Genomic DNA, 23,537 nt, shown 5'->3' on the forward strand with positions numbered 1-23,537 from the left:
GTACGGAAGAAAAGCGCGGCCTTGCCGGTTGTCAGCCCCGCACGGCTCAGGCCGCGCCGCGGAACCTCAGCGCCGCCTGCCGCACCACTTCGGCCAGCAGCCGCTCTTTGCCCTGCTTCTCGCGCAGCCAGCGCGCATCGTTGCGGTTGGCTTCCACGCTGGTGCGCAGCTCGCCCAGCGCCTGCGTGGCGTTGAGCGCCTCGCTGTGCCATTCGAGCTGGGTCATCGTCATCAGGATGTGGTCGCGCAGCGGCATGTGCTGGCCGGTGGCCGGGTCCACGTACACCGCATCGAGCCCGAAGCGGCAGGCCTGGAAGCGGTTGTAGGTGTAGACGAGGTAGTCGTCTTCCGTCGGCTCGAAGGGCTGCTCCTGCAGGAACCACGCTGCCAGCGACTGCACGTAGCCCGCGAGCGCGGCGGCGCGCTCGACGGTGAGCGGTGTGTCGAACACGCGGATCTCGATGGTGCCGAACTCGGGCTTGGGGCGGATGTCCCAGTAGAAGTCTTTCATGCTGCGCACGACGCCGGTACGGGTCATGCGCTCGAAGTACGCCTCGAATTCCTTCCAGCTCAGTGTGAAAGGCGCGCGGCCCGACAGCGGAAACGCGAACACCGAGTTCAGCCGCGCCGAGTCGAACTGCGTGTCCTGCCCCTGCACGAAGGGCGAAGACGCCGACAGCGCAATGAAGTGCGGGATGTAGCGCGACATGCGGTGCAGCATCAGCAGCGCCGAGTCGGCATCGGGGCAGCCGATGTGCACGTGCTGCCCGAAGATGGTGAACTGCTTGCTCAGGTAGCCGTACAGCTCCGACAGTTCGCGAAAGCGCGGTTTGTCATAGATGCGCCGCTCGTGCCACTGCTGGAACGCATGTGTGCCGCCGCCCACCACCGCGATGTTGAGCTTGTCGGCATTGCGGATCAGCGCCTCGCGAATGGGTGACAGCTGCGTGATCACGTCCTGCGCCGAGTGGCAGATGTCGGTCGAGATCTCGATCATGCTCGACGTCATCTCGGGCACCACGCTGCCGGGCAGCGGGGTCTGCGCCATCAGGCGCAGCATGTCCTCGGCGTACGGGGCCAGGTCGTAGTCGTGCGTGTTCACGAGCTGCAGCTCCAGCTCCACGCCGAGCGACAGCGCTTCCGACTTGTTGAAGGGTTCGAGCTTGACCGCGCGGCTCTCCGGGTCCGAAGGCAGCGGCGCCGAGCGGACGTCGTCGCTGTCCGGGTCGATAGGCGTGTTGTTGTGGTTGTTGGTTGCGGTGCTCATCGCTGCGTGTCCTCCGTGATGCTGAAGGCCTGGGGCATCCAGGGCACCGAGCTTTCGCCCGCCGCGTGGATGGCCACCGTGGCGAGCATCGCGCCCACCACCTCCATCAACAGGATCGAGGGCAGGGCCACCTGCGTGATCATCGTGCCCAGCAGCGGCGATGCCGTGGCGAAATTGGAGGCAATGAGCAGTGCAATCGACGACAGCGGCGACATCGCGCAGCCGACCCAGAAGGCCTGCTTCCAGCTCGCGCCGCTACCGGGGTTGGCGATGGCCACGCCCGAAATCTTGGCCAGCAGGCGCACGCCGATCACGGCCAGCACCACGCTGGCCACCGGCAACGTCCAGTCGGCCTGCGCCGCCACGATCGACACCAGCACGAACATCAGCATGGTCAGCAGCGAAGCCGCTGTGCCCAACTGTCGCTGCCAGGCCCAGGGCTTGGGGTTGAGCGTCTTCAACAGCACGCCGCCGATCAACGCTGCCAGCGGCGCCGAACCGCCGATGTGCGCGGTGAGCGCGGCGCCCGCCGCGATGATCGCCAGCAGCAGGATCGACGTGTTCTCGCTCGACGGGCTCATCACCCGCAGGGCTGAGCGCAGCGCCAGCGCCATGATCCCGCCGACCACGAACGACAGGCCCAGCACCACCGCCACCGGATACAGCTTCTGCAGCATCGTCTGCGGCGCGCGCTCGATCAGCCCGGCCTGCGCATAGCCCAGTGCCAGTGCGTAGAAGGTATTGAGCGTGGCCAGCGTCATCGCGCGTTCGGTCACGGGGCCAGCGGCGCGCGTGTCGATGATCACGCGGCTCAGCACCGCCGGCGAGGCGACGATGGCCATCAGCGCGATCGGGTTGGCCACCGGCTCGGGCAGGCCCAGCAGCGTGAGCACCCAGTACACGCCGAAGTAGGTCAGCGTGGCTTCGAGCAGGCTCTGCACCAGCACCATCGGGTTATGGCGGAACCAGCGCAGCGGCAGCCGCCCGCCGGCCTCGAACAGCACCACGGCCACGCCGAGTTCGAGCAGAAAGAGGCTGATGCCGCGCAGCGGCCAGATCGCGCCTTCGAAGCCGGCGAAGCCCACCACCGCGCCCACCAGCGAATAGCCGATGACCTTGGGAAACCCAAGATAGCGTTGCACCAGGTGGCCGGAAGCCGCCGCCGCCGCCAGCAGCAGCGACCACAGCACGGTGGGCAGGCCCGCCGAGGGGCGCACCCATTCGGACCAGAAGCCCAGCAGATCGTTGAGGAAGCTCGTCAAATTCATCCAGGCAGGAAAAAGCTCACCGGCCGGCTGCGCCAGCGGGCCCAGATCGCGCTGCGGATGCGGGCGCGGTCACCGAGGCTCACGCTGTGCGCGCGCAGCGCCAGGCGGAAAGCGAAGTAGAAACTCACGCTCACATTGAGCGCGCCAATGACCGGGATCGCCGCTACCGCCCACCACAGCGCGGGCTGCTGCAGCACCCCGAGGCCGGTGGATGCCGCGGCTGCGGCGATCTGTCCGGCCGAGAGTGTCACGTGCCGCACATCAAGGCCAAGCCCGAAGAAACCCGCGAACGCGGGCAGCAGCCCGAGCATGAGTCCCAGCGAGATGTTGGAGGCGAAGCCTGAGATGTGTGTGCGCATGAAATCGGCCCAGCGGCGGGCCCGTGCGGCGCCGAGAAAAGCGCCGATGCGGGGGTTGTAACGCATGGCGGAGTCCATGCGATGCAGGACAAAGGCGTTTTCTGTCCATCCGGCGACGATGCTGGCCGAAAACAGTAGGATGCCGGTGATTGCCGCGTAAAGCGCGGTCGGCCCCGCCAGCGAAAGCGATTTCAGCGTGGCTGCGGCATGCGCGGCGTCGAGCAACGGTCGTTCCAGCGCCAGCTGGGCCAGCAGCGCGATGCCCACCACCGCCGGCACCACGACCAGCACATTGCCCAGCACCGCCGCCACCTGCGAGCGCACGAGGTTCGCGACCTCGTCGACGAAATCGTTCACCGCGCCGTCCGAATCGATGTCGCGCAGCCGCGCCGCCATGGCCGGCGCCGTCATCGCGGGCTGCTTGGTGGCCAGCGTCAGGTGCAGCAGCTGGATCGCGACGAAGCTGGCCGCATACATCAGCCCCGCGCCCAGCCCGCTCCAGAAGGCCGACAGGCCCAGCGCATAGATGCCGAACTTCAGCAGCACCGTGATGGCCGTGAGCGCGCCCCCGCCCGCGGCCTTCTTCACCATCTGCAGGTAGCTGGCGCGGTCTCGGGTGATGTAGTGCTCGCCGGTCTCGGCGCTGCGCTCGGTCACCTTGGCGGCCAGCATCGATGAATTGGAGGCGATCAGCGCGCGGATGCTGTTGCGCTCGCCGCCCGCCAGCACCAGCCGGCCTACCAGCCGCGCGACGCTGGGCGCGGGGTTGGGCGCCATCAGGCAGTCGAGCAGCTCGCGGATGCGCAACACCCGCTCGCGCAACTGGCGCAGCCGGAACACCAGGCCGACCGAGATGCCGTTGTCTTCCAGGTGCGTGTAGACCGAGGCGGCGCCGGCCCGGCAGGCGTCGAGCCGGTCGCGGAAGGCCAAGAAGGCAGCCTGCAGCGCCTCCTCGTCGCGGGGCTCGCCGGGCCGGTCGAACATCTGCTCGCGCAGTTCGTCGAGGTCGGCCATCAGCGAATGGAAAGGGCGCCCCTGGCCCAGCACCTCGGTGCTCATGCGCAGGCGCAGCTCCGGCGAGAAACCGGCCGCCACCACCTGGCTGCTGCAGTAGGTGACGGCATCCATCACCGTGTGGCGCCAGCGCGGCGCGCCGTCGTCGTCCAGCGCCGCATCGGCCAGCAGCGCGCCGATGCGGGCCAGCTGCGTTTCGTCGAGCAGAGCGATCCAGCCCGCGTCGAACACGCCGGGCAGCACCATGCGGAACAGGTCCGACGCGTCGGTGGTCTCGGGCGTGCCGGGCAGGATCTTGCGGCGCAGCCGCTCGCCCAGCTCGCTGGCGAAGGCGGTGCGCGGCGCAAAGCCGTAGTCGGCCAGCAGCGTGGTCAGGTCGACCGCCTGCGTGAACACGCGCCACCAGGCGCGTAGCCGCTCGCGCAATTCGGGCCGCGCCTCGATGGCGTCGAGCAGCAGCTGCACGCGGCCAATTGCCGCCTGGGGCGAGGCGCGGTCGCCGCGCAGCCAGTCGAAGATATTGATGAGCCAGATGTGGCGCTGCGCCACGTCGGCTGTCGGGTCGAGGCCGGCAAGCAGCCCCTGCAAGTCGCGCGATGCGGCAGCCATGGAACGATCTCGTCAAGCGCCGGGGAACGCCGCGGAACCGGCTTTGCCGGGCCGCTGGTGTTGCCCCCGGCGAGGGGGTTGGCGAAGCGACACGAAGTGCGCGAAGCCTGGGGGAGTACCTAGTGAAGCACGCGGGAGACGGGGGCTCCGCCCACATCCGCTTCAAGCACGAACATCGGAATCGGCACGTCGAAGCGCTCGCCTTCTTCCGTCACCACGAAATAGCTGCCATGCATCGTCCCGCTGGGCGCCTGCAGGCGGCAGCCGCTCGTGTAGCGGAAGGATTCGCCGGGCGCCAGCAGCGGCTGCTGGCCGATCACGCCGAGGCCTTTGACCTCCTGCGCATGGCCCGAGGCATCGTTGATGAGCCAGTGGCGGGCGATCAGCTGGGCAGCCACCGTCCCCGTGTTGGTGACGGTGACCGTGTACGAGAAGGTGTAGATGTTGTCCTTGGCCGACGACTGTTCGGCCAGGTAGCGCGGTTCGACTTGCACGCTGAAGGGGCTGTGTGACATGGGCGCGATGGTAACTGGAGGCCTTTTCCCCATGTCCGCCTGGCGATGTCAGATCGTGTTGCCCTTCGGCGTGCTCTCGGGTGCCGCGGCCGGAACGGTCTGGAACAGCAGGTCGCGCAGCGCCGCGGTGGCGGCCGTGTCCGGGTCCCGGTCCGAGGTGCCGACCAGCACGATGCGCCAGACCTGGGTGCCGCTCTTCAGCAGCGTGGCGTCCACGTGCCGCGAGGCGTCCGTGGTCATCGCACCCTTCATCTGCAGGCCCAGGCGGCCCTTGACGTTGATGGGGCGCGCGCGCGCGTCCAGCTCCATCGACGGGCGCACCGCCATCGCCCAGATCCGCTGGTACTCGTCCAGGCTCACCTGCTCCATGCCACCTTCCACGGCGAAGACCGCGACCACGGTGTCCGAGAAGAAGGTGTGAACCACGTCGCCGGTGGTGTTGGACTGCTCCCGGTATTGCCACCCGCGCGGGATGCTCGCGCGCAGCTTCGTGACAGGGTTCGTCCACTCGAAGCCGGCGTAGAAGCGCATGCTTCTTTGCGCCTCGCGCTGGTTGATGAAGACCACTCCGGCCACGAGGCCCGCCAGTGCGGTCACGGCCAGGCCCGTGCGCAACACGCCGGTTCCGGCCGCCTGCACCAGATAGCGCTTCGCGTCGTAGGTGGCGGGGCGGCCCTCCTTCACCTCGAAGAACTGGCGGCCCATGGTTAACAGCGTGACGAAGGGAATGCCCAGGCCGAGGCCGGACAGGTACATCCACGCCACGCGTCCCAGGTACTGAAGGAAGGTTGGCCGCCCGCCGTCGCGCAGCCTGACCCGCACGCCGAACAGCAGCTTGCCCAGCGTCGTGCCGAACAGGCCGAAGACGATGGCTTCGAAGACCAGCGCCACGGGCAGGAAGATGATCCCGAGCGTTGGCGTGGACGACGGGTTTTCCATCCACAGGCCGAAGGCCGGCCAGATGCGGCCCACCACCGCGGCCATGAAGAAGCCGGCGGGCAGGCACATCGTCCAGACGTCGAAGAGACGGGCGAAAAAGCGGCGCCACGGGCCGGCCGCCGGCAGGCCGGGGTCACGCCTTTGCGGTGCTGGTGCCTCCAGGGGGCCGTCGGACAGCCACGGTTCCGGGTCGGGGCGCGCGGACTGCGGCGCGGGCATCGGGTGGTCCGGGGCTGCTTCCTCGTCGGGCAAAGGCGGCGCCTCGCGCACTGCGGCGGGCCCGAAGTCCGGCAGCAGCACTGGCTCCATGCGCATGCCGGGCAGCATCAGTTCCTCGACCTGGTGCAGGGGCTTCCAGGCCAGCCGCCCCGGACGCCAGACCAGCGTCTGCGCGTCGATGACGCCCGTGCGAATGCGTTCATGGATCTGCGCGACCGACAACGGACCCTGCCTGTCTTCGCCCCGTGCGTACCACCAGCCCTCGTCCATGGAAGCTCCCCCGTCTTGTAGTGCCGCCCTCTGCGGGCCACACAAATGTATCGGGAAGTACTCCTTGCTCCAAGGACAAGCGGGCGGGGCTGAAGCGACAATCGGGGGCATGAGCACCCCGTTTCGCATCGCGCCCTCCATCCTGTCCGCCGACTTCGCGCACCTCGGCAAAGAACTGACCGACGTGATTGCGGCCGGCGCCGACTGGATCCATTTCGACGTGATGGACAACCACTACGTACCGAACCTGACCTTCGGCCCGATGATCTGCCAGGCACTCAAGCCCTACGCCAAGACCGCCGACGGCACCCCGGTGCCCGTCGACGTGCACCTGATGATCCAGCCGGTCGACGCACTGGCGGCCTCTTTCGCGCAAGCGGGCGCCGACTACATCAGCTTCCACCCCGACGCCTCGCCCCACACGCACCGCAGCATCCAGGCCATCAAGGCGGCCGGCTGCAAGGCCGGGCTGGTGTTCAACCCGGGGCTGGGCCTGGAGGCGCTCGACTGGGCCATCGACGACATCGACCTGATCCTGATCATGAGCGTGAACCCCGGCTTCGGCGGCCAGAGCTTCATCGACTCTGCGCTGCGCAAGATCGAACTCGCGCGCAAGCGCATCGAGCAGAGCGGACGCGACATCCGCCTCGAGGTGGATGGCGGCATCAAGGCCGACAACATCGCGCGCGTGGCCTCGGCCGGCGCCGACACCTTCGTGGCGGGCAGCGCCATCTTCAACGCCAAGGACTACGGCGCCGTCATCACCGACATGCGCAAGCAGCTGGCGGGCGTCGTCAGCGCTTGATCTTCCCGCTCTTGTAGACGCGGTTGGCCTCCAGCCCGCGGTCGGTATCGACCAAACCGCGCTCCACGTCTTCATGGGCTTGGCGGCCCACCTCGGTCGGACGGCCGTCCTGCGTCTGCTGGCTGTCGGACGACTGGTCGTGCTCGTGCGGCAGGCGCGGCGCCGATTCGCCGCCTTGCTCCACCTTCGTCTTGCCGCCGCCGGCATCCTTTTGAGGATCGGCCGGCGCGGTCTTGCTCTTGCTGCTCTTGCTCATGCGGGGCTCCTTCAATGAAGAACGAGCCTGTGTCGCGATTGCCGCCGGGGCGGTAGGACATGCAAGGCAGCCCCTGTAGGCGGGCGTGGGCCGCCATGATGCTATGAAATAAGTAGCGCCTTTGCGCGCAGGGAAGGGGCTCCGCAATAATCCCCGGATGTCTTCCGACCCCTCAGATCCATTTGCCGGCATTGCCACCGACAGCCTGCGCATCCACACCTTCGCCTCGCTGAACCCGGGCCCCCGGTTGCTCGTGATGGGCGGCGTGCATGGCGACGAAGTCTCCGGCACCCTGGGCATCGAGCGCATCCTGGGCGAGTTCGAGGCCGGCACCCTGCAATTGCAGCGCGGCGAGCTGACCTTGGTGCCCGTCGCCAATCCGCTCGCACGGCGCCGCCTGCAGCGCGAGGGCGAGCGCAACCTCAACCGCCTGTTCCGCCCGACCGAGGCACCGGCCGACTACGAAGCCCGCGTGACCAACGTGCTGGCGCCGCTGATCGCGCGCCACGAAGTGCTGCTCGACCTGCATTCCTTCCAGAGCGAGGGCGAGGCCTTCGCCATGATCGGCCCGCGCGACAACACCGGCACGCTGGAGCCCTTCGCCCGTTCGTATGAAGAGGGCCAGCTCGCGCTGCACATCGGCACGCCCATCGTGGTGGAGGGCTGGCTCGACATCTACGCCGCCGGCCTCGCGCAACGCGCGGGCGGCACGCCGGCCGACGAGGCCGCGCTCGACTTCGGCCGCGGCACCAACGAATACATCCGCAGCCGCGGCGGCTACGGCGTCACGCTCGAATGCGGCCAGCACCTGGACCCGCAGGCACCCGAGGTGGCGTGGCGCGCCATCCGACGCACGCTTGCGCTGCTGGGCATGGCGGCGCTGCCCGAAGGGCTGTCGGGTGCGCCGGTGCAGCCTCCCAAGCTGCTGCGCCTGGCCAGCGTGACCGACCGCCTGCACGAGGAAGACAGCTTCGTGCGCGACTGGGCCACCTTCGACGAAGTGCAGCGCGGCGAGCCCATCGGCATGCGCCACGACGGCACGCTGTTGAGTGCGCCCGAAGACGGCTTCATCGTGTTCCCCAACGCGATGGCGCTGCCGGGCGCCGAGTGGTTCTATTTCGCGCGCCCGAGCGAGCGCCGGCTCGGGCCGGTGGCCGGCGCGGCCTGACGAAGCCTGACGCCGCGCTCCTACATCGCCCGCACATGGGCGGCGCACATTCCAAGACTGAAGGAGTGTGCCCATGCCAGTCTCGAAAAAAGCCCCCGCGCCGCGCGTCCTCTGGAAGGGCGCCATCAGCTTCGGCCTCGTCCACATCCCGGTGGCGCTCTATTCGGCCACCACCGACCACGGCATCGACTTCGACTGGCTCGACAAGCGGACCATGGACCCGGTCGGCTACAAGCGCATCAACAAGAAAACCGGCAAGGAGATCGCGCGCGAACAGATCGTGAAGGGCGTCGAATACGAGGACGGCGAGTACGTGGTGATCAGCGACAAGGAGATCGCGGCCGCCTACCCCAAGACCACGCAGACCATCGAGATCGAGACTTTCGTGCCGGCCAACGGCATTCCCTTCGTGTACCTGGAGCGGCCCTACTACGTGGCGCCCATCAACCGCGGCGCCAAGGTGTACGCGCTGTTGCGCGAAACCCTGCAGCGCAGCGAGCGCGTGGGCGTGGCGCGTGTCGTCATCCAGACCAAGCAGCACCTCGCCGTGCTGGTGCCCGTCGGCCCCGGCCTCGTGCTGAACCTGTTGCGCTGGGGCGCCGACATCCGCCCGTGGACCGATCTGCCATTGCCCTCCGAAGATGCAAAGAAGGCAGGCCTGAGCGAGCGCGAGCTCAAGATGGCGAAGCAGCTGGTCGACGACATGAGCGCCGACTGGGACCCGAACGAATTCAAGGACGAGTTCAAGGACGAGATCCTTCGGTTGATCGACAAGAAGGTGAAGGCCGGCCAGACCGAGACCGTGACGCAGCCCGAGCCTGAAGAAGAGCAGTCCACCGAAGGCCGCGGCGCCAAGATCATCGACCTGACCGAGTTGCTGCAGCGCAGCCTGCGCGGCAAGGCGAAGGCTGCCGGCGAAGAAGAAGCTCCCCCACCCAAGGCCGCGGCGAAGAAGCGCAAGCCCGCCGCCAAGACAGCAGAGCGCAAGGCCCCGGTCCGACATCGCCGCGCCGCCTGACGCCGGCCTGCCGCCATGGGTACCACCGCATCGACCGCGCGCAAGGCGCTGGCGCGCTACCACGGCAAGCGCGATTTCACTCGCACGCCCGAACCCAAGGCCGGCGGCAGGAATGGCAAGGGCGTGCTGTCCTTCGTCATCCAGAAGCACCATGCGAGCCATCTGCACTACGACTTCAGGCTCGAACTTGACGGCACGCTCAAGAGCTGGGCCGTGCCGAAGGGACCGTGCCTCGACCCGACCGTGAAGCGCATGGCCGTGCACGTCGAAGACCACCCGATCTCCTACGCCGGCTTCGAGGGCACGATCCCGCCGAAGCAGTACGGCGCGGGCACCGTCATCGTCTGGGACCGCGGCGACTGGCTGCCCGACGGCGATGCGCGCAAGGCGCTCGCGGCCGGCAAGCTCAAGTTCGAGCTGCGCGGCGAGAAGCTGCACGGCCACTGGACGCTGGTGCGCATGCACGGCAAGGGCGACGAGAAGCACGAACCCTGGTTGCTCATCAAGGAGCGCGACGGCGATGCGCGTGCGCTCGACGACTACGACGTGCTCGAAGAACAACCGGCCAGCGTGATCACCGGGCGCGGCGTGGACGAGGTGGACCAGCCGCCGAAGAAAGTCGCAACGAAGAAGGCGCCCGCAAAGAAAGCCGCACTTCCCGCCACCTTCCAGCCCCAGCTCGCCACTCTCGCGGCTTCGCCACCGCCGTCTCCCAACGACTGGCTCTACGAACTCAAGTTCGACGGCTACCGCCTGCTCGCGCGCATCGACAAGGGCAAGGCCCGCTGCTTCACCCGCAACGGCCATGACTGGACCGCGAAGCTGCCTGCGCTCGCCAAGGCCCTCGCGAAGCTGCCCACCGATTCGGCCTGGCTCGATGGCGAGATCACCGTCGACGGCGAAAACGGCGCACCCGACTTCCAGGCGCTGCAGAACGCCTTCGACAGCGGTGCGACATCGTCCATCGTCTACTGGCTGTTCGACGCGCCTTTTCTCGACGGCGAAGATCTGCGTGACATGCCGGTCGAAGAGCGCCGCACACGGCTCGCGCAGCTGCTCGGCAAGAAGCCGCCCGCGCTGCTGCGCCTGAGCGAAACCTTCGACGCCTCGCCGCGCGACTTGCTCGCGTCGTCGGCGCGCATCGGCTTCGAGGGCATCGTCGGCAAGCGCAGGGGCTCGCCTTACGTGTCGCGCCGCTCGCCCGACTGGATCAAGCTCAAGAACCAGCAGCGCCAGGAATTCGTGATCGGAGGCTACACCACGCCCAAGGGCACGCGCTCGGGCTTCGGCTCATTGCTGCTCGGCGTGCACGACGAGGCCACCGGGCGCCTTCGCTACTGCGGCAACGTCGGCACGGGCTTCGACGCCGACCGCCTCGCCGACATCAAGGCGAAGCTGGGCAGGCTGGCCACCGAAGACTGCCCGTTCACCCCCACGCCGCGCGGCATCAAGGCGCAGTGGGTCAAGCCATCACTCGTGGCTGAAATTTCATTCGGCGAATGGACGCGCGAAGACCGCGTGCGCCAGGCCGTCTTTCAAGGCCTGCGCGCCGACAAGCCCGCGCGCGACATCCGCCGCGAGCGGCCGGAGGAAGGAAAGAGAAAGAGCACCCCCATGTCCCAGAAGATCACCCACGCCGACCGCGTGATCGACAAGCACAGCGGCATTACCAAGGGCGAGCTCGCGGCCTACTACGACGGCGTGGCCAAGCTCATGCTGCCGCACCTGCGCGGCCGGCCGGTGTCGCTGGTGCGCGCGCCCGAGGGCGTGGGCGGCGAGCTGTTCTTCCAGAAGCACGTGCAGAACCGCGAGATTCCCGGCGTGCGCCTGCTCGATCCCGCGCTCGACCCGGGCCACGAACCGCTGCTGCAGATCGACACGAAGCAGGGCCTGCTCGGCGCCGCGCAGATGAACGTCATCGAGCTGCACACCTGGAACGCCACCTCGCGCGCCATCGGCAAGCCCGACCGCATGACCTTCGACCTCGACCCCGGCGAAGGCGTGGCATGGCCGCAGATACAGGAGGCCGCGATGCTGGTGCGAACGCTGCTTGACGAGCTTGGCCTGCCCTCGTTCCTGAAGACCAGCGGCGGCAAGGGGCTGCACGTGGTCGTGCCGATACGGCGCCAGTACGACTGGGATGCCGTCAAGGGCTTCTCGCAGGCCGTGGTGGCGCATCTCGCGCAGACCATACCGGCGCGCTTCGTCGCCAAGAGCGGGCCGCGCAACCGCGTGGGCAAGGTCTTCGTCGACTACCTGCGCAATGGCTTCGGCGCGACCACCGTCAGCGCGTGGTCGGCGCGTTCGCGCCCGGGGCTGGGCGTGTCGGTGCCGCTTGCGTGGGAAGAGTTGCCCGAGCTCACAAGTGCTTCGCAGTGGACCGTCGCCAATGCGGCGCAGCGCTTCGAAACCGGCAACAAGCCCTGGGCCGCGATGGAGCGCAACCGCAAGGGGCTTGCTGCGGCGATGAAGCTGCTCGGCTACAAGCTGGAGTGATGCCCGCCGCCAGTCGAGAGTTGCGCGCGAAACTGCGAACCAGCCTCATCGAGGCCGTGCCAGCGTCGCCGCGAGCTCCCACAACGAACCCATCTGCCCCGAATGAAAGAGCAAAGGCGGCGTGTCGGTCCGCGAGAAGCGATCGACCCGGCCGAGGATGATCGTGTGATCGCCTTCCTGGTGGCGTGAATAGGTCGAGCACTCGAAGGTTGCCACGCTCTCGACAAGCCTTGGGCATTCGTTGGGTCCAACTTCGAATGCTCCGGCGTAGCGCTCGAACTTGTCCGCCGCGGGCTTGGCGAAATGCCAGGCCAGGTCGCGCTGCTCTGCGGTCAGCACGCTGAGGTTGAACGGCCGCGCCGCAAGGAATGCGTCGGCGCTGCGCGTGTCGTCGCGGATGCTCCACAGGATCAAGGGTGGATCCAGCGACACCGAGGCGAACGAGTTGATCGTCATGCCCTCGCGCTTGCCTTCAGGTGTCGTGGTCGTCACGAGGCACACCCCCGTGGGAAAGGCGCCAAGCGCCTGTCGCAGCTGGCGGGCATCGACCGTGTCGGCCGCGTCGCCCGTGATGAGAGCCCAGGAGTACATGGCCGATACCCCGATCAGTACTGGCCCTTCGGCTCGAGGCCGAGCAGGTATTGCCCCACCATCGAAGAAACTGCATCCCAGTTGAGGCTGATGTGGCGCGAGATGGCGTTCGTGTCCCGCCACATGCGCTGGATCGGCTGGTCGAGTGCCAGGCCTGCGCCTCCTACGCTGGCGAACACGGCTTCCACGGCATCGCGCGAGAGACGTGCGGCGAAGGCGTGGTCGCGCCGGTTGCGAATCCGTTGCTGGATGCTGATGACATGGCCATCGGCTGCCATCTGCTCTACCTGCGCGGTGTCGCGATAAAGGAGAAGCCGCGCTGCATCGACGCTCGCCGACGCTTCAGCCAGGCGAGACTGCACCGGGAAGAACTCGCTCAGCCTGCTTCCGCCTCCCGCAACAGCCCCTCGCGTGACGCGCGAGCCGGCCAGCCCGATCAGTTCGTCCACCGCGCCTTGGGCCGTGCCGATGATCGGCGACACGAGGCATACCGGCACCGCCGACAGAAAGGGGATGCGGTAGATCGGGTTCGTGTTGACGGCGGCGCCGGGAGGGTTGTTGGAGGAAGCCTGCGCAAACGTCAGCTTGCGGTGCCCCGGAATGAATGTCGGCTTGTCGATGACGATCGCCTTGGATCCCGTTCCGGCTTGGCCCGCCACGTGCCAGTTGTCCTCGATCGACCAATCCGATCGGGGTGCGAGCAGAAAGCCGGCCGTTGGCGCAGCGCCCTTTTCTTCCGGCGGAAACTGAACGCCCAGCAGTGCCCACTGGGAGTTGTCCACGTTGGACGCGAAAAGCCATTTGCCATGCACGAGGTAGCCGCCGTCGACCTTCTCGGCCATCGTCGCCGGTGCATACGAGCCGCACACGATTGCGCCGGGGTCCTCGCGCCAGACGTCGTCCTGCGCCTGCTCGGGGAAGGTCGCGACCAGCCATTGATGGATGGCGCCCAGCGAGCAGCCCCACGCCGACGAGGTGCAGCCTCGTGCCAGTTCGCTGACCACGTCGATGAAGGCGGTGAAGCCGTACTCGAACCCGCCGTAGCGCGCCGGCTGCATCAGCTTGAAGAAGCCCGCGTCATGGAACGCACGCGTCGTCTCTTCCGAAACGCGGCGATCCTGTTCGGTGCGTTGAGCCCGGGCGCGCAGCACCGGCACCAATTCGCTTGCAGATGCAACTATTTTTTCGATCGAAGGGGCGCCCATCACAGGCGACTTTCGGCCTGGCGCAGGGATGTCGACGTGATTGAGTTGAGCGAGCGGGTTCGTTGCGGCATCAGTCATGGGTGTCTCCAAAGGATGTGTGGCTCTGCGATCAGAGGGCTCAATTGAAGCGGATAACATTTGCAAATGCAATCAATATTGGCTTGGGGTTTACGCTATATCGGTGATGTTTTTCGCTTGTAAGATGGCCTATGACCAAGAGAAAGCTGGCAGTGGCCACCCCCGTAAAGCAGCGCAAGACAAGCCCCGAAGCGCTCCCGGAATTGATTGCAGAAGCAGATAAATCTGTGAATCACGATCTGGAACGGGCAATCCCTTACTTGCTTGCACGTGCGGGAACCCGAATGGGCCAGTCGTTCAGCAGGGAGCTCAAGCAGTTCAACCTTTCGCTGACCGAGTGGCGGATCTGCGTCGCGCTGCACCATCAGCCACATCAGCGCCTCTCCGACCTGGCGTTGCACACATCGACCGAGCCTTCCACGCTCTCGCGAACTGTCGACGGCCTGCTTCAACGCGGTGTGGTGGTGCGCGATCGATCCGACGAGGATGCGCGGGCCCTTGCGCTCGCACTGACCGAGGCAGGGCGCGACCTCGCGTTGCGGATCATTCCGCTGGCCCAGTTGTACGAGCGGGTGTCGCTGTCAGGACTGAGCTTCGCGCAGGCCGAGTCGCTTCGGGACATGCTCCGGATGGTCTACGACAACCTGGCCGTGCTGGACAACGAATGACGGCTCGATAAACGGCCGGAGACGACGCGGTGAACATCAACTCCATTGATCTGAATCTCTTCCTGGTCTTTCAGGCGATCTATGCCACGCGCAGCGTGACGCTCGCGGGTGATCGGCTCGGCATGACGCAGTCGGCGGTGAGCAACGCCCTCAAGCGCATGCGCGAGCGTTTCAGCGACACGCTGTTCGTGCGCTCGGCGGACGGGATGATCCCCACCCCCGTCGCCGAACGCCTCATCGCCCCGATCGAGGAGGGAATCGCCTGCCTGGTGCAGGCGGTCGATCAAGGCAGAACCTTCGATGCGCAGACATCGGGCCGCACGTTCAGGATTGCCGTCAACGACATCGGGCAACTGGTCATGATGCCCGAGCTGCTCATGGTCGCTCGCGCTGCTGCACCCGGGGTTCGCTTCGAAACAGTGGACGTCTCCATGGCCGACGCCCGGCAGCGGATGCTCCATGGACAGATCGACATAGCGCTCGGCAGCTGGGAGCCGATGGGGCCGTCGTTCTACCAGCAGCGACTGTTCGACGAATCATTCGTCGTGCTGATGTCGAAGACTTCGCCGTTGGGCACACCCGCAAGCATCGAACTCGACGACTACCTCGCGGCGGAACACATTGCGTACCGGCCTCAGGGAACGACCGACTCGCAATTGCAGCAGACCCTGGATCGGGCGGGTGCGCTCGATCGCCGGCGGGTCGTCCTTACGGCCGCTCACTCGCTGGGCCTGTCGTCGATCGTCGCCGCATCGGGCCTGCTGCTGACTGCGCCGGCCCGTCTCGCCAGGGCGATGGTGGCTTCACGCGCGGATCTGCATATCGTCGATGCGCCGTTCGAGGTCACGCCATTCGAAATACGGCAGCAGTGGCACGAGCGATTTCATCAGGACAGCGGAAATCGCTGGCTGCGCGAACTGATATTCGGCCTCTTCCATGAGCGATCACGCCGCGATCCACAGGTGTAGACGTCGTACGGTGCGCCTGGATTGGCCTGGCGTCGCGGTGCCGGAAATGGCGTTGACGGATCCTAGTCGTTCCTGGAGTCGTTCAACACGAAGTCGTATTCGAGCGTGTAGAAGGGAACGTCCATGCATGTGCCATCCGGCGCGACGCCGGGCTCATTGCGTTTCCACTCGGCGATGAGCGAGCTGCGCACGCCGAATACCGCGTCGGAGTCGAGATAGCGACCTTCTGCGCGAAACACGTGGGTGATGAGCGTCTCGTACCCCGGCGCCCGGATCATGAAGTGCAGGTGTGCCGGACGCCACGGGTGGCGGCCGAGCTCTTCCAGCAGTTGCCCCACCGGGCCGTCGTGAGGAATCGGATAAGGAACGGCCACGACAGATCTGAACCGGTAGCTGCCGTCCCCGAGGCTGCTCAGATGGCCTCGACCTTGCGCATGCTCCAGCTCCGGACGCTGAACGTCGTACCAGCCTTCGTCGTCGGACTGCCAGACGTCGATGCGCGCATCGGCGATCGGCTTGCCGTCGATCCCGCGGACCGTTCCGCCAACGAAGCAGGGTTCACCGCTCGCGCCATTGGCGATGTCGTCGCCGTTCCTGTACGCCAGGGCGTCGGGTACGTAGAAGGGACCGAAGACTGTCGCCTCGGTGCATCCGGCAGGGCGCCGGTTGCACTGTGCGGTGACGAGCGTCGAAAGCCCCAGCACATCGGACAGCAGGATGAACTCCTGCCTCTTGTCGTCGGTGATGCTTCCGGCGCGCGTGAGGAAGTCGATGCCATGGGACCACTCGGCTTCGGTGAGCTGCACCTCGCGCGCGAAGTCGTGAAGGTGGCGCACCAGGCTGTCCATCACGGTCTTCAGGCGCGCATTGGAAGTTGCACCGTGCGCTTTCCGGACTGCGCTGGTGATGGTCCATTCGTCGATGTCGATCATTAGGTCCCGTGCCTGCCCGGGTGAATCAGGACTGCTTCAGCTTGAACAGCGACAGCGCGTTCGTCCGGCCGATCTTCGTCCGATCGGCCTCGCTGATGCTCGCGTCGTTGAACCAGTTTGACGCGTGATCCACGTTCTCGAAAGGCCAGTCGGTCGAGAACAGGATCCGGTCCGACCCGATTTCCAGCATCGCATCGATCAGCGTCTGGGTGCGGAAGTTGCCGGAGGTCGTGAGATAGAAGTTTTCCTGGAAGTATTCGCACAGCTTGCGCTTGGCCGGATAGCCCTTGGGCGCCTTGACCCAGGCATTGCGGTGGTCGACTCTCCACATGTTGTAGGGCAGGCCTTCGCCCAGATGGCCGAGGATGATCTTGAGACCGGGATGGCGATCGAAGAGGCCGCTGGCCATGAGGCGCAGGGCGTGGACGGCGGTTTCCTGTGCAAAGGCCCACGTAGGGCCGAGCAGCCACGGGTGGCCTTCGTAGATCTGCGCTCCGCTCGCGAGCGGGTTGCGCGGATGCAGGTAGAACGGCGCGTCCAGCCGCTGCGCCGCCTCCCAGAAAGGGGCGTACTGCGGCGCGTCATAGTAGGTGGCGTTGTCGGTCGTGCCGATCTGCGAGAAGCCGTTGACCAGGGCGCCGCGGAAACCCAGCTCGGTCATGCACCGCTCGAGTTCCTGGGTGGCCCTTTCGGGGTCCTGCATGGGCAGGGCTGCGAACGCCTGGAAGCGGTCGGGCCGTCGCGCCACCTGCTCCGCCAGAAAATCGTTCGCGCGGATCGCGAGCTCGCAGGCTTTCTTCGGATCGGGCACCGCCTGCACGGCAGGTGCATTCAGCGAGAGGATCATCATTTCCATGCCGTGCTCATCCATCTGGCGCAAGCGCCCTTCGTGAATGTCTAGGAGGCGGCTGCTGAGCTCCCGCCAGTAGTCTCCCGGCACGAAGCCGGCTGAATCCTGAAGCGTCTCGGGAATCGCAAAGTGTTCCTCGAGGCCGATCTTGCCTTGCATGACCATCTCCTTTGTGCGCGCGGGCTCTGCCGTTGCTTGGGTTCCTGGCAGCGCCACGTTGGCGTTCGCCTGGCTGCTGAATCTATGCAGGCGCCGGGATGTGGTCCAACGAATATCGGTGATAGCGCGCATTCGCCAGGCGCATGAAAGAGCGGGCAGGGCACCGCGACAGTCCGATCCATGGGTAGACCCTCCCCAGAATTTCCAGGATTGATAGGGAACATCCGAAAAATGCGTTGGACCCGCCACTGCGAGGCGACCATCATTCAGCCCGTCGCGGAACAACCCTCGCCGTGAGATCTATTCAGTCGGAGACAAGAGCCATGCGCCAAATCGATCTTCACAAGCTGGCCGACGACGCCCGCTTCAACCGCTTTCACGGGCGCGTGCTTTTCTGGTGCGCGCTGATCATCGTGTTCGACGGCTACGACCTGTCCGTCGTCGGCATTGCGCTGCCTTCGATCATGGCGAAGATGGGCGTCGACGCGACCAACGCCGGATTCATGGTGAGCTCGGCGCTCTTCGGAATGATGTTCGGGGCCATCTTCCTCGGCACCATTGCCGACAAGATAGGCCGTCGCTGGGCGATCGCCATCTGCATTGGCCTGTTCAGCGTTTTCACGGCCGCAGCCGGCCTCGCCGACGACCCTTTCACCTTCGGTGCAATGCGCTTCCTCGCCGGGCTCGGCATCGGAGGCGTGATGCCGAACGTGGTCGCGCAGATGACCGAGTACTCACCCAGGAAGATTCGCGCGACCCTGGTCACCCTGATGTTCAGTGGCTACGCAGTTGGCGGAATCATTGCAGCGCTTCTGGGCAAGGGGCTCATCGAAACCTACGGCTGGCAATCGGTGTTTTTCGCGGCGGGCCTGCCGGTCCTCCTGATTCCCGTCATCCTGAAGTCGGTTCCGGAATCGATGCCATTCCTGCTCGCCAAGGGCCGCAGCGACGAGCTGAAGGAAATAGCCTCCAGGCTCGATCCCGGCTATCGGCCGCAGGCGACGGACCGATTCGTCGTGCCGGCGCAAGACAAGGCCGACAGCGCGCCGATCAGGCACCTTTTTCGCGAAGGCCGCGGCTTCAGCACCGTGATGTTCTGGATTGCGTTCTTCATGTGCCTGTTCATGGTTTTTGCGCTGAGTTCGTGGCTGACGAAGCTCATGGCCAGCGCCGGCTACAGCCTGGGCTCGGCGCTGACGTTCGTGCTGGTGCTGAACGCGGGAGCCATGGTTGGCGCAATCGGCGGCGGCTGGCTCGCCGACAGGTTCCACATCAAGTACGTGCTCGCGGCAATGTATGCGCTTGCCGCGGTCTCGCTGACGCTGCTTGGGTTCAAGATGCCGACGCCTGCGTTGTTCGTCCTTGTCGGACTGGCTGGTGCTTCGACGATCGGCACGCAGATCGTCGCCAACGCCTATACCGGGCAGTTCTATCCGATGGCGTTCCGCTCTACCGGTCTCGGGTGGGCATTGGGTGTGGGCCGCAGCGGTGCGATCCTCGCGCCGATCCTGATCGGCGTGCTTGTCGGCATGAGCTTGCCGCTGCACCAGAACTTCATTGCGATCGCCATTCCAGCTGTCATCGGCATGATTGCCGTGCTGTTCATCAATCACGAACGGTCTGCGTCGATGCAGCACGCCAACGCGAGTTCCGAATTGAACCAGGCTCCCGCGAGCATGCCGGCAGTGCGGGGAAGTTGAGCTTGCCAGGCCAGCCGTCCACAGGCGCACGATCCGGATGGTGCTGTTCGGGTACGCGTCAGCCAGCGCCCACCAGCTCCCAGTGATTCGCCAGGTGCATGAGATGAGCGCGCGTGTACTCGGATTTGCCCAGTGCGCCGTAGGCGAAGTGCGGTGCGAGTACCCCGCTGTGTCGTTCGAAACGATTCAATGCGTCCATCAGGTGCTCCACCGCAGCGTTCAACGGCTGGCCTGAAGCGATCGTGGGCGCGCCGGGTATCGGCTCTTCCAATCCATGGCTCATCTTGCCGCGCGCCGAGAACACTGCAAATGCCATGGCGCCCAACGAGGCGCGAAACCAGGCAGGCTTCAGCTGTGGAAAGCCATCCAGGGAATATTCGATGCTTTGCGCCGCGTGGTGCAGCACATGGGCGAGATCCCAGCCTGAGCGGGTATGCAGCGGTGCCTCGCGAAGGCGCTCGAGCGTGCGCATGGTGTGAGAAAGGTCGGTATTCATGTGGAGCCGGATGCTATGCATCGGGTCGCACCGAGACTGTCAAATTTTTGACGATCTCTGATTTCGGTTTCCCGCGCCACGGTTTGCAGAGTCCGGCCTGGCCCCGATCGATTCGTGCTGCACGCGCCGCAGGTTGATGCTCACTGCAGCACTTCCTCGGTAGTCACCTCGAAGCGCTGCAGCGTGTTCGCGCCGAACACCATCGTGATCGGCACGTCCGCCGCGTCGCGCCCGCGCGCGATCACCACTCGGCCGATGCGCGGCGTGTTGTGCCGCGCGTCGAAGGTGTGCCAGCGGTTGCCCAGGTACACCTCGAACCACGCGCTGAAGTCCATCGGAAAGCGCACCGGCGGAATGCCGATGTCGCCGAGGTAGCCCGTGACGTAGCGCGCCGGTATGTTCATGCAACGGCACAGCGTGATTGCAAGGTGCGCGAAGTCGCGGCACACGCCCGTGCGCTCGCGAAAACCCTCCAAAGCGGTGCGCGTGGCCCGTGCATTCTGGTAGTCGAAGCGCAGATGCCGGTGCACGAAGTCGCAGATTGCCTGCACGCGCGACCAGCCCGGCGCCACGTTCGAGAAGTTGGCCCAGGCGAACTGCAGCAGTTCGCCGTCGACCTCGCAATAGCGGCTCGGCAGCACGAAAGGCAGCGTCTCCACCGGCAGGTCGGCCGCCGCATGCTCGCTGGCGCTGAAGTCCACCGGGTCGGGCCAGCCTGTGTCGAACACCACCGCGTGGTTGCGCAAACGCACGCTGCTCACCCCGACAGGAACGTGCACGCGCGCGCAGCTGTTGCCGAAGCTGTCCTGGTAGTGGTCGGTGGCCAGCGGCGGGCTGAGGGTGATGTTCTCGCCGCCTTGCAGGTCCTGGGCACGCGACGGGTGCACCTGCAGCATGTAGATCACCGCCGTGGGGGCGGTGACGCCGAGTTCGATGTCGAAGCCGATCCTGATCTGCATGGGGTTCTTTCTTCCCTGAGGGGATCCGGGCGGTGCGGCCGGTGCGCGAGGCAGTGCGATGAAAGACAAGCACGATCAGTGCCGTCCCGTGGGCCCATGCTATGCGACGAATCTTTCAGGCTCCACAGCCAGTACCCGCGAAGCAGCGTAGGCGGGTGCGATGCGCTGTCGGTGCGCTCCTACCTTGCACACACTCTTTCTCCCACAGACGGGGGAGGGCGGCCACTACGGGTCGCGCGCGGTGCGAAACATAACCTTGCAATTCGCTTGCATCCCTGGAGGGACCTATGGAGCTTTCATCGTTTTTCGACACGCTCGCCAGCACCTGGGGCGACGAAATCCTCGTGTGGGCCGTTGCCGCCGTGGCAGGCTGCATATGCCTCGTCGCCGTGGTCAACGTGCTCGACATGTTCCTCGACAGCAACAACGAAACAGGCTGAGTGCCCACCCCATGAAAGATTCCAGCAGATCCACGATGACGCCACAGAACAAGGCCGCCGCAGGCCGCCGCGCCAGCGCCACCAAGGCGAGCGACGGCAGCAACGCCAAGCAGCAGCAACTCGAAGGCTTCACCGTCGAGCATCCGACGACCCTCACCACCAACCAGGGTCTGCAGATACCGGACAACCACAACTCGCTGAAAGCGGGTGTGCGCGGCCCCACGCTGCTGGAAGACTTCATCCTGCGCGAGAAGATCACGCACTTCGACCACGAGCGCATTCCCGAGCGCGCCGTGCACGCGCGCGGCTCGGCGGCGCACGGCTACTTCCAGGTCTACAAGTCGATGTCGCAGTTCACCTGCGCCGACTTTCTCCAAGACCCGGACCAGAAGACGCCCGTTTTCGTGCGCTTCTCGACCGTGGCCGGCTCGCGCGGATCCGCCGATACGGTGCGCGACGTGCGCGGCTTCGCCGTCAAGTTCTACACCCGCGAGGGCAACTACGACCTCGTGGGCAACAACATTCCGGTGTTCTTCATCCAGGACGCGATGAAGTTCCCCGACCTCATCCATGCCGTGAAGCCCGAGCCGCACCACGAGATGCCGCAGGCCGCGAGCGCGCACGACACCTTCTGGGACTTCGCTTCGCTCATGCCCGAGAGCACCCACATGCTGATGTGGGCCATGAGCGACCGCGCCATTCCGCGCAGCCTGCGCATGATGGAAGGCTTCGGCGTTCATACCTTCCGCTTCGTCAACAGCCGCGGCGAGAGCCACTTCGTGAAGTTCCACTGGAAGCCCAGGCTCGGCATTCATGGCCTGGCATGGGACGAGGCGCAGAAGATCGCGGGCAAAGACGCCGACTTTCATCGCCGCGACCTGTGGGAAGCCATCGAGAACGGCGACTTCCCCGAATGGGAGCTCGGCGTACAGATGATTCCGCAGGACAAGGAACACTCGCTCGGCTTCGACCTGCTCGACCCCACCAAGCTGATTCCCGAAGAGATGGTGCCCGTGCAGAAGATCGGCAAGCTGGTGCTCAACCGCAACCCCGACAACTTCTTCGCCGAGACCGAGCAGGTGGCCTTCCATCCGGGCCACGTGGTGCCCGGCATCGACTTCAGCAACGACCCGCTGCTGCAGGGGCGCCTGTTCTCGTACACCGATACGCAGATCTCGCGGCTGGGCGGCGCCAACTTCCACGAGCTGCCGATCAACAAGGGCGTGTGCCCGTTCCACAACTTCCAGCGCGACGGCATGCACCGGCAGACCATCGCACGAGGGCAGGTGGCCTACGAGCCCAACACGCTGGGCAGCGGCACGGAGTTTCGTGTGGACGGCGGCCAGCACGGCTTCCAGTCTTTCCCCGAAGAGATCGATCCGCCCAAGGTGCGCCGCCGCAGCCCGTCGTTCGACGACCACTTCACGCAGGCGCGCCTGTTCTTCAACAGCCAGAGCGCGGCCGAGAAGGAGCACATCATCGCGGCCTTCCGCTTCGAGCTGTCGAAGCTCGAAGTGCCCGCCATCCGCCAGCGCATGGTCGACAACCTCGCGCATGTGGACGAGAAGCTCGCGCGCCGCGTGGCCGAGCCGCTTGGCATCGGCGAGCCCGATGCCAAGGCGGCGGCAGGCCGCGCGGGCTTTCGTGACCACCGCATCGAGTTGCCCATCGACGAATCGCCCGCGCTCAGCATGGCCGACACCGGCGACGGTTCGATCCGCACGCGCAAGATCGCGATCCTCGTGGCCGACGGTGTCGACTCGGCTTCGCTGAAGCCGATACGCGATGCGCTCGAACAGGCTGGCGCGCAATGCAAGGTCGTCGGGCCGCGTCTGGGCACCGTGGCCAGCGCGTCGAAGCGGCAGATCGAAGTCGACATGACGTTCGCGAACACGCCGTCGGTGATGTTCGATGCGGTGCTGGTGCCAGCCGGCGGCGAAAGCGTCGCTGCATTGGCGGGCATTGGCGATGCGGTGCACTTCGTGCTGGAGGCCTACAAGCACTGCAAGGCGATCTGCACGGTGGGAGAGGGCGTGCAGCTGCTCTCGACACTGGGCATTGCCGCCGACTCCGATGCTCCAGCAGGCGTGATCGTGGCCGCCACGCCGGTCACCAACCTGGGCGATGCGACTGCCGCAACGCAGATCGCGCATGACTTCATCGTCGCCATCGCGAAGCATCGCCATTGGGATCGCGTGAACATCGACGCGGTACCGGCCTAGCAAGCTTTTGACGTACCTGTCTGCAGGCCGCAATGCGGCCTGCAGCGCGTGGCGCGTCGCGCCGAC

At 66.1% G+C, this 23,537-nt stretch carries 21 protein-coding genes; 9 read left to right on the forward strand and 12 right to left on the reverse strand.

All coding sequences use genetic code 11. The annotated features are described in order from the left end of the window. Nucleotides 1–46 precede the first annotated feature (46 nt). The 5 genes from BLV60_RS10765 to BLV60_RS10785 all read right to left on the reverse strand — a co-directional run bounded on the left by BLV60_RS10765 (nt 47) and on the right by BLV60_RS10785 (nt 6,460). Nucleotides 47–1,267, reverse strand: a complete 1,221-nt coding sequence (locus BLV60_RS10765) for a YbdK family carboxylate-amine ligase (protein ID WP_093054159.1) — start codon at nt 1,265–1,267, stop codon at nt 47–49. Then, nucleotides 1,264–2,535 (reverse strand): cation:proton antiporter, encoded by a 1,272-nt coding sequence (locus tag BLV60_RS10770; protein ID WP_093054161.1) that lies wholly within the window; start codon nt 2,533–2,535, stop codon nt 1,264–1,266. The genes BLV60_RS10765 and BLV60_RS10770 overlap by 4 nt, the downstream gene beginning before the upstream one ends. Next, entirely contained in the window at nt 2,532–4,517 is a 1,986-nt protein-coding gene (locus BLV60_RS10775; RefSeq protein WP_093054163.1) for a site-specific recombinase, read from the reverse strand. The genes BLV60_RS10770 and BLV60_RS10775 overlap by 4 nt, the downstream gene beginning before the upstream one ends. Before the next feature lie 119 nt (nt 4,518–4,636). Continuing rightward, nucleotides 4,637–5,032, reverse strand: a complete 396-nt coding sequence (gene apaG / locus BLV60_RS10780) for a Co2+/Mg2+ efflux protein ApaG (protein ID WP_093054165.1) — start codon at nt 5,030–5,032, stop codon at nt 4,637–4,639. Between the two features lie 48 nt (nt 5,033–5,080). Beyond that, the gene (locus BLV60_RS10785; protein WP_176928767.1) at nt 5,081–6,460 is read right to left on the reverse strand and encodes an RDD family protein; all 1,380 of its coding nucleotides are present in this window, start codon (nt 6,458–6,460) and stop codon (nt 5,081–5,083) included. A 109-nt stretch (nt 6,461–6,569) separates the two neighbouring features. Between BLV60_RS10785 and rpe the strand changes: the two genes are divergently transcribed. Further along, a complete protein-coding gene (gene rpe / locus BLV60_RS10790; protein WP_093054169.1) occupies nt 6,570–7,265 on the forward strand; it encodes a ribulose-phosphate 3-epimerase in 696 nt (231 codons plus the stop codon). Here the strand turns inward: rpe and BLV60_RS10795 are convergent. After that, complete coding sequence (locus BLV60_RS10795) at nt 7,255–7,521, reverse strand: hypothetical protein (protein WP_093054171.1); 267 nt, start codon at nt 7,519–7,521, stop codon at nt 7,255–7,257. The two genes, rpe and BLV60_RS10795, sit on opposite strands and share 11 nt — an antisense overlap. A 157-nt stretch (nt 7,522–7,678) precedes the next feature. On the opposite strand from BLV60_RS10795, the gene BLV60_RS10800 reads away from it, so the two are divergent. The 3 genes from BLV60_RS10800 (at nt 7,679) to ligD (ending at nt 12,203) form a co-directional block, all read left to right on the forward strand. Further along, nucleotides 7,679–8,689, forward strand: a complete 1,011-nt coding sequence (locus tag BLV60_RS10800; protein ID WP_093054173.1) for a succinylglutamate desuccinylase/aspartoacylase family protein — start codon at nt 7,679–7,681, stop codon at nt 8,687–8,689. 73 nt (nt 8,690–8,762) lie between these two features. Then, entirely contained in the window at nt 8,763–9,707 is a 945-nt protein-coding gene (locus tag BLV60_RS10805) for a non-homologous end joining protein Ku (protein WP_093054175.1), read from the forward strand. 15 nt (nt 9,708–9,722) lie between these two features. After that, nucleotides 9,723–12,203, forward strand: a complete 2,481-nt coding sequence (gene ligD, locus BLV60_RS10810; RefSeq protein WP_093054177.1) for a DNA ligase D — start codon at nt 9,723–9,725, stop codon at nt 12,201–12,203. A gap of 45 nt (nt 12,204–12,248) precedes the next feature. On the opposite strand, the gene BLV60_RS10815 is transcribed toward ligD, so the two are convergent. Continuing rightward, a complete protein-coding gene (locus tag BLV60_RS10815; protein WP_093054179.1) occupies nt 12,249–12,794 on the reverse strand; it encodes a flavin reductase family protein in 546 nt (181 codons plus the stop codon). 14 nt (nt 12,795–12,808) lie between these two features. Further along, the gene (locus tag BLV60_RS10820; protein WP_093054181.1) at nt 12,809–14,077 is read right to left on the reverse strand and encodes an acyl-CoA dehydrogenase family protein; all 1,269 of its coding nucleotides are present in this window, start codon (nt 14,075–14,077) and stop codon (nt 12,809–12,811) included. A gap of 131 nt (nt 14,078–14,208) precedes the next feature. Between BLV60_RS10820 and BLV60_RS10825 the strand changes: the two genes are divergently transcribed. Beyond that, nucleotides 14,209–14,745 (forward strand): MarR family winged helix-turn-helix transcriptional regulator, encoded by a 537-nt coding sequence (locus BLV60_RS10825; RefSeq protein WP_093054183.1) that lies wholly within the window; start codon nt 14,209–14,211, stop codon nt 14,743–14,745. Between the two features lie 29 nt (nt 14,746–14,774). Continuing rightward, nucleotides 14,775–15,713: a LysR family transcriptional regulator gene (locus BLV60_RS10830; protein WP_093054185.1), complete on the forward strand. Its 939-nt coding sequence runs from the start codon at nt 14,775–14,777 to the stop codon at nt 15,711–15,713. Between the two features lie 62 nt (nt 15,714–15,775). On the opposite strand, the gene BLV60_RS10835 is transcribed toward BLV60_RS10830, so the two are convergent. After that, nucleotides 15,776–16,645: an intradiol ring-cleavage dioxygenase gene (locus tag BLV60_RS10835; RefSeq protein WP_093054186.1), complete on the reverse strand. Its 870-nt coding sequence runs from the start codon at nt 16,643–16,645 to the stop codon at nt 15,776–15,778. 25 nt (nt 16,646–16,670) lie between these two features. Next, a complete protein-coding gene (locus BLV60_RS10840; RefSeq protein WP_093054282.1) occupies nt 16,671–17,654 on the reverse strand; it encodes an amidohydrolase family protein in 984 nt (327 codons plus the stop codon). A gap of 323 nt (nt 17,655–17,977) precedes the next feature. On the opposite strand from BLV60_RS10840, the gene BLV60_RS10845 reads away from it, so the two are divergent. Further along, nucleotides 17,978–19,354 carry an MFS transporter gene (locus BLV60_RS10845; RefSeq protein ID WP_093054188.1) on the forward strand — a complete coding sequence of 459 codons (1,377 nt, stop codon included), beginning with the start codon at nt 17,978–17,980 and terminating at the stop codon, nt 19,352–19,354. Nucleotides 19,355–19,412: 58 nt separating this feature from the next. On the opposite strand, the gene BLV60_RS10850 is transcribed toward BLV60_RS10845, so the two are convergent. Beyond that, on the reverse strand, nt 19,413–19,850 hold the full coding sequence (locus BLV60_RS10850) for a DUF1569 domain-containing protein (RefSeq protein WP_176928768.1): 438 nt from the start codon (nt 19,848–19,850) through the stop codon (nt 19,413–19,415). Nucleotides 19,851–19,990: 140 nt separating this feature from the next. Beyond that, on the reverse strand, nt 19,991–20,809 hold the full coding sequence (locus tag BLV60_RS10855) for a transglutaminase-like domain-containing protein (RefSeq protein WP_093054192.1): 819 nt from the start codon (nt 20,807–20,809) through the stop codon (nt 19,991–19,993). Between the two features lie 287 nt (nt 20,810–21,096). On the opposite strand from BLV60_RS10855, the gene BLV60_RS34355 reads away from it, so the two are divergent. Both BLV60_RS34355 and katE read left to right on the forward strand, forming a co-directional pair. Continuing rightward, a complete protein-coding gene (locus BLV60_RS34355; RefSeq protein WP_176928769.1) occupies nt 21,097–21,249 on the forward strand; it encodes a hypothetical protein in 153 nt (50 codons plus the stop codon). A gap of 35 nt (nt 21,250–21,284) precedes the next feature. Further along, nucleotides 21,285–23,471, forward strand: coding sequence for a catalase HPII (gene katE / locus BLV60_RS10860; protein ID WP_256328970.1), 2,187 nt, complete (start codon nt 21,285–21,287; stop codon nt 23,469–23,471). Nucleotides 23,472–23,537 lie beyond the last annotated feature (66 nt).

The organism is Variovorax sp. YR634 (assembly GCF_900106655.1).
Classification (GTDB): Bacteria; Pseudomonadota; Gammaproteobacteria; order Burkholderiales; family Burkholderiaceae_C; genus Variovorax.

Coding starts and splice junctions, on each gene's coding strand:
- BLV60_RS10840 (WP_093054282.1), bottom strand. CDS start 17,654: ATGCAAGGCAAGATCGGCCTCGAGGAACACTTTGCGATTCCCGAGACG.
- rpe (WP_093054169.1), top strand. CDS start 6,570: ATGAGCACCCCGTTTCGCATCGCGCCCTCCATCCTGTCCGCCGACTTC.
- BLV60_RS10845 (WP_093054188.1), top strand. CDS start 17,978: ATGCGCCAAATCGATCTTCACAAGCTGGCCGACGACGCCCGCTTCAAC.
- BLV60_RS10815 (WP_093054179.1), bottom strand. CDS start 12,794: ATGTACTCCTGGGCTCTCATCACGGGCGACGCGGCCGACACGGTCGAT.
- katE (WP_256328970.1), top strand. CDS start 21,285: ATGACGCCACAGAACAAGGCCGCCGCAGGCCGCCGCGCCAGCGCCACC.
- BLV60_RS10835 (WP_093054186.1), bottom strand. CDS start 16,645: ATGATCGACATCGACGAATGGACCATCACCAGCGCAGTCCGGAAAGCG.
- BLV60_RS10765 (WP_093054159.1), bottom strand. CDS start 1,267: ATGAGCACCGCAACCAACAACCACAACAACACGCCTATCGACCCGGAC.
- BLV60_RS10800 (WP_093054173.1), top strand. CDS start 7,679: ATGTCTTCCGACCCCTCAGATCCATTTGCCGGCATTGCCACCGACAGC.
- apaG (WP_093054165.1), bottom strand. CDS start 5,032: ATGTCACACAGCCCCTTCAGCGTGCAAGTCGAACCGCGCTACCTGGCC.
- BLV60_RS10805 (WP_093054175.1), top strand. CDS start 8,763: ATGCCAGTCTCGAAAAAAGCCCCCGCGCCGCGCGTCCTCTGGAAGGGC.
- BLV60_RS10820 (WP_093054181.1), bottom strand. CDS start 14,077: ATGACTGATGCCGCAACGAACCCGCTCGCTCAACTCAATCACGTCGAC.
- BLV60_RS34355 (WP_176928769.1), top strand. CDS start 21,097: ATGGAGCTTTCATCGTTTTTCGACACGCTCGCCAGCACCTGGGGCGAC.
- BLV60_RS10775 (WP_093054163.1), bottom strand. CDS start 4,517: ATGGCTGCCGCATCGCGCGACTTGCAGGGGCTGCTTGCCGGCCTCGAC.
- BLV60_RS10795 (WP_093054171.1), bottom strand. CDS start 7,521: ATGAGCAAGAGCAGCAAGAGCAAGACCGCGCCGGCCGATCCTCAAAAG.
- BLV60_RS10850 (WP_176928768.1), bottom strand. CDS start 19,850: ATGAATACCGACCTTTCTCACACCATGCGCACGCTCGAGCGCCTTCGC.
- BLV60_RS10855 (WP_093054192.1), bottom strand. CDS start 20,809: ATGCAGATCAGGATCGGCTTCGACATCGAACTCGGCGTCACCGCCCCC.
- ligD (WP_093054177.1), top strand. CDS start 9,723: ATGGGTACCACCGCATCGACCGCGCGCAAGGCGCTGGCGCGCTACCAC.
- BLV60_RS10785 (WP_176928767.1), bottom strand. CDS start 6,460: ATGGACGAGGGCTGGTGGTACGCACGGGGCGAAGACAGGCAGGGTCCG.
- BLV60_RS10770 (WP_093054161.1), bottom strand. CDS start 2,535: ATGAATTTGACGAGCTTCCTCAACGATCTGCTGGGCTTCTGGTCCGAA.
- BLV60_RS10825 (WP_093054183.1), top strand. CDS start 14,209: ATGACCAAGAGAAAGCTGGCAGTGGCCACCCCCGTAAAGCAGCGCAAG.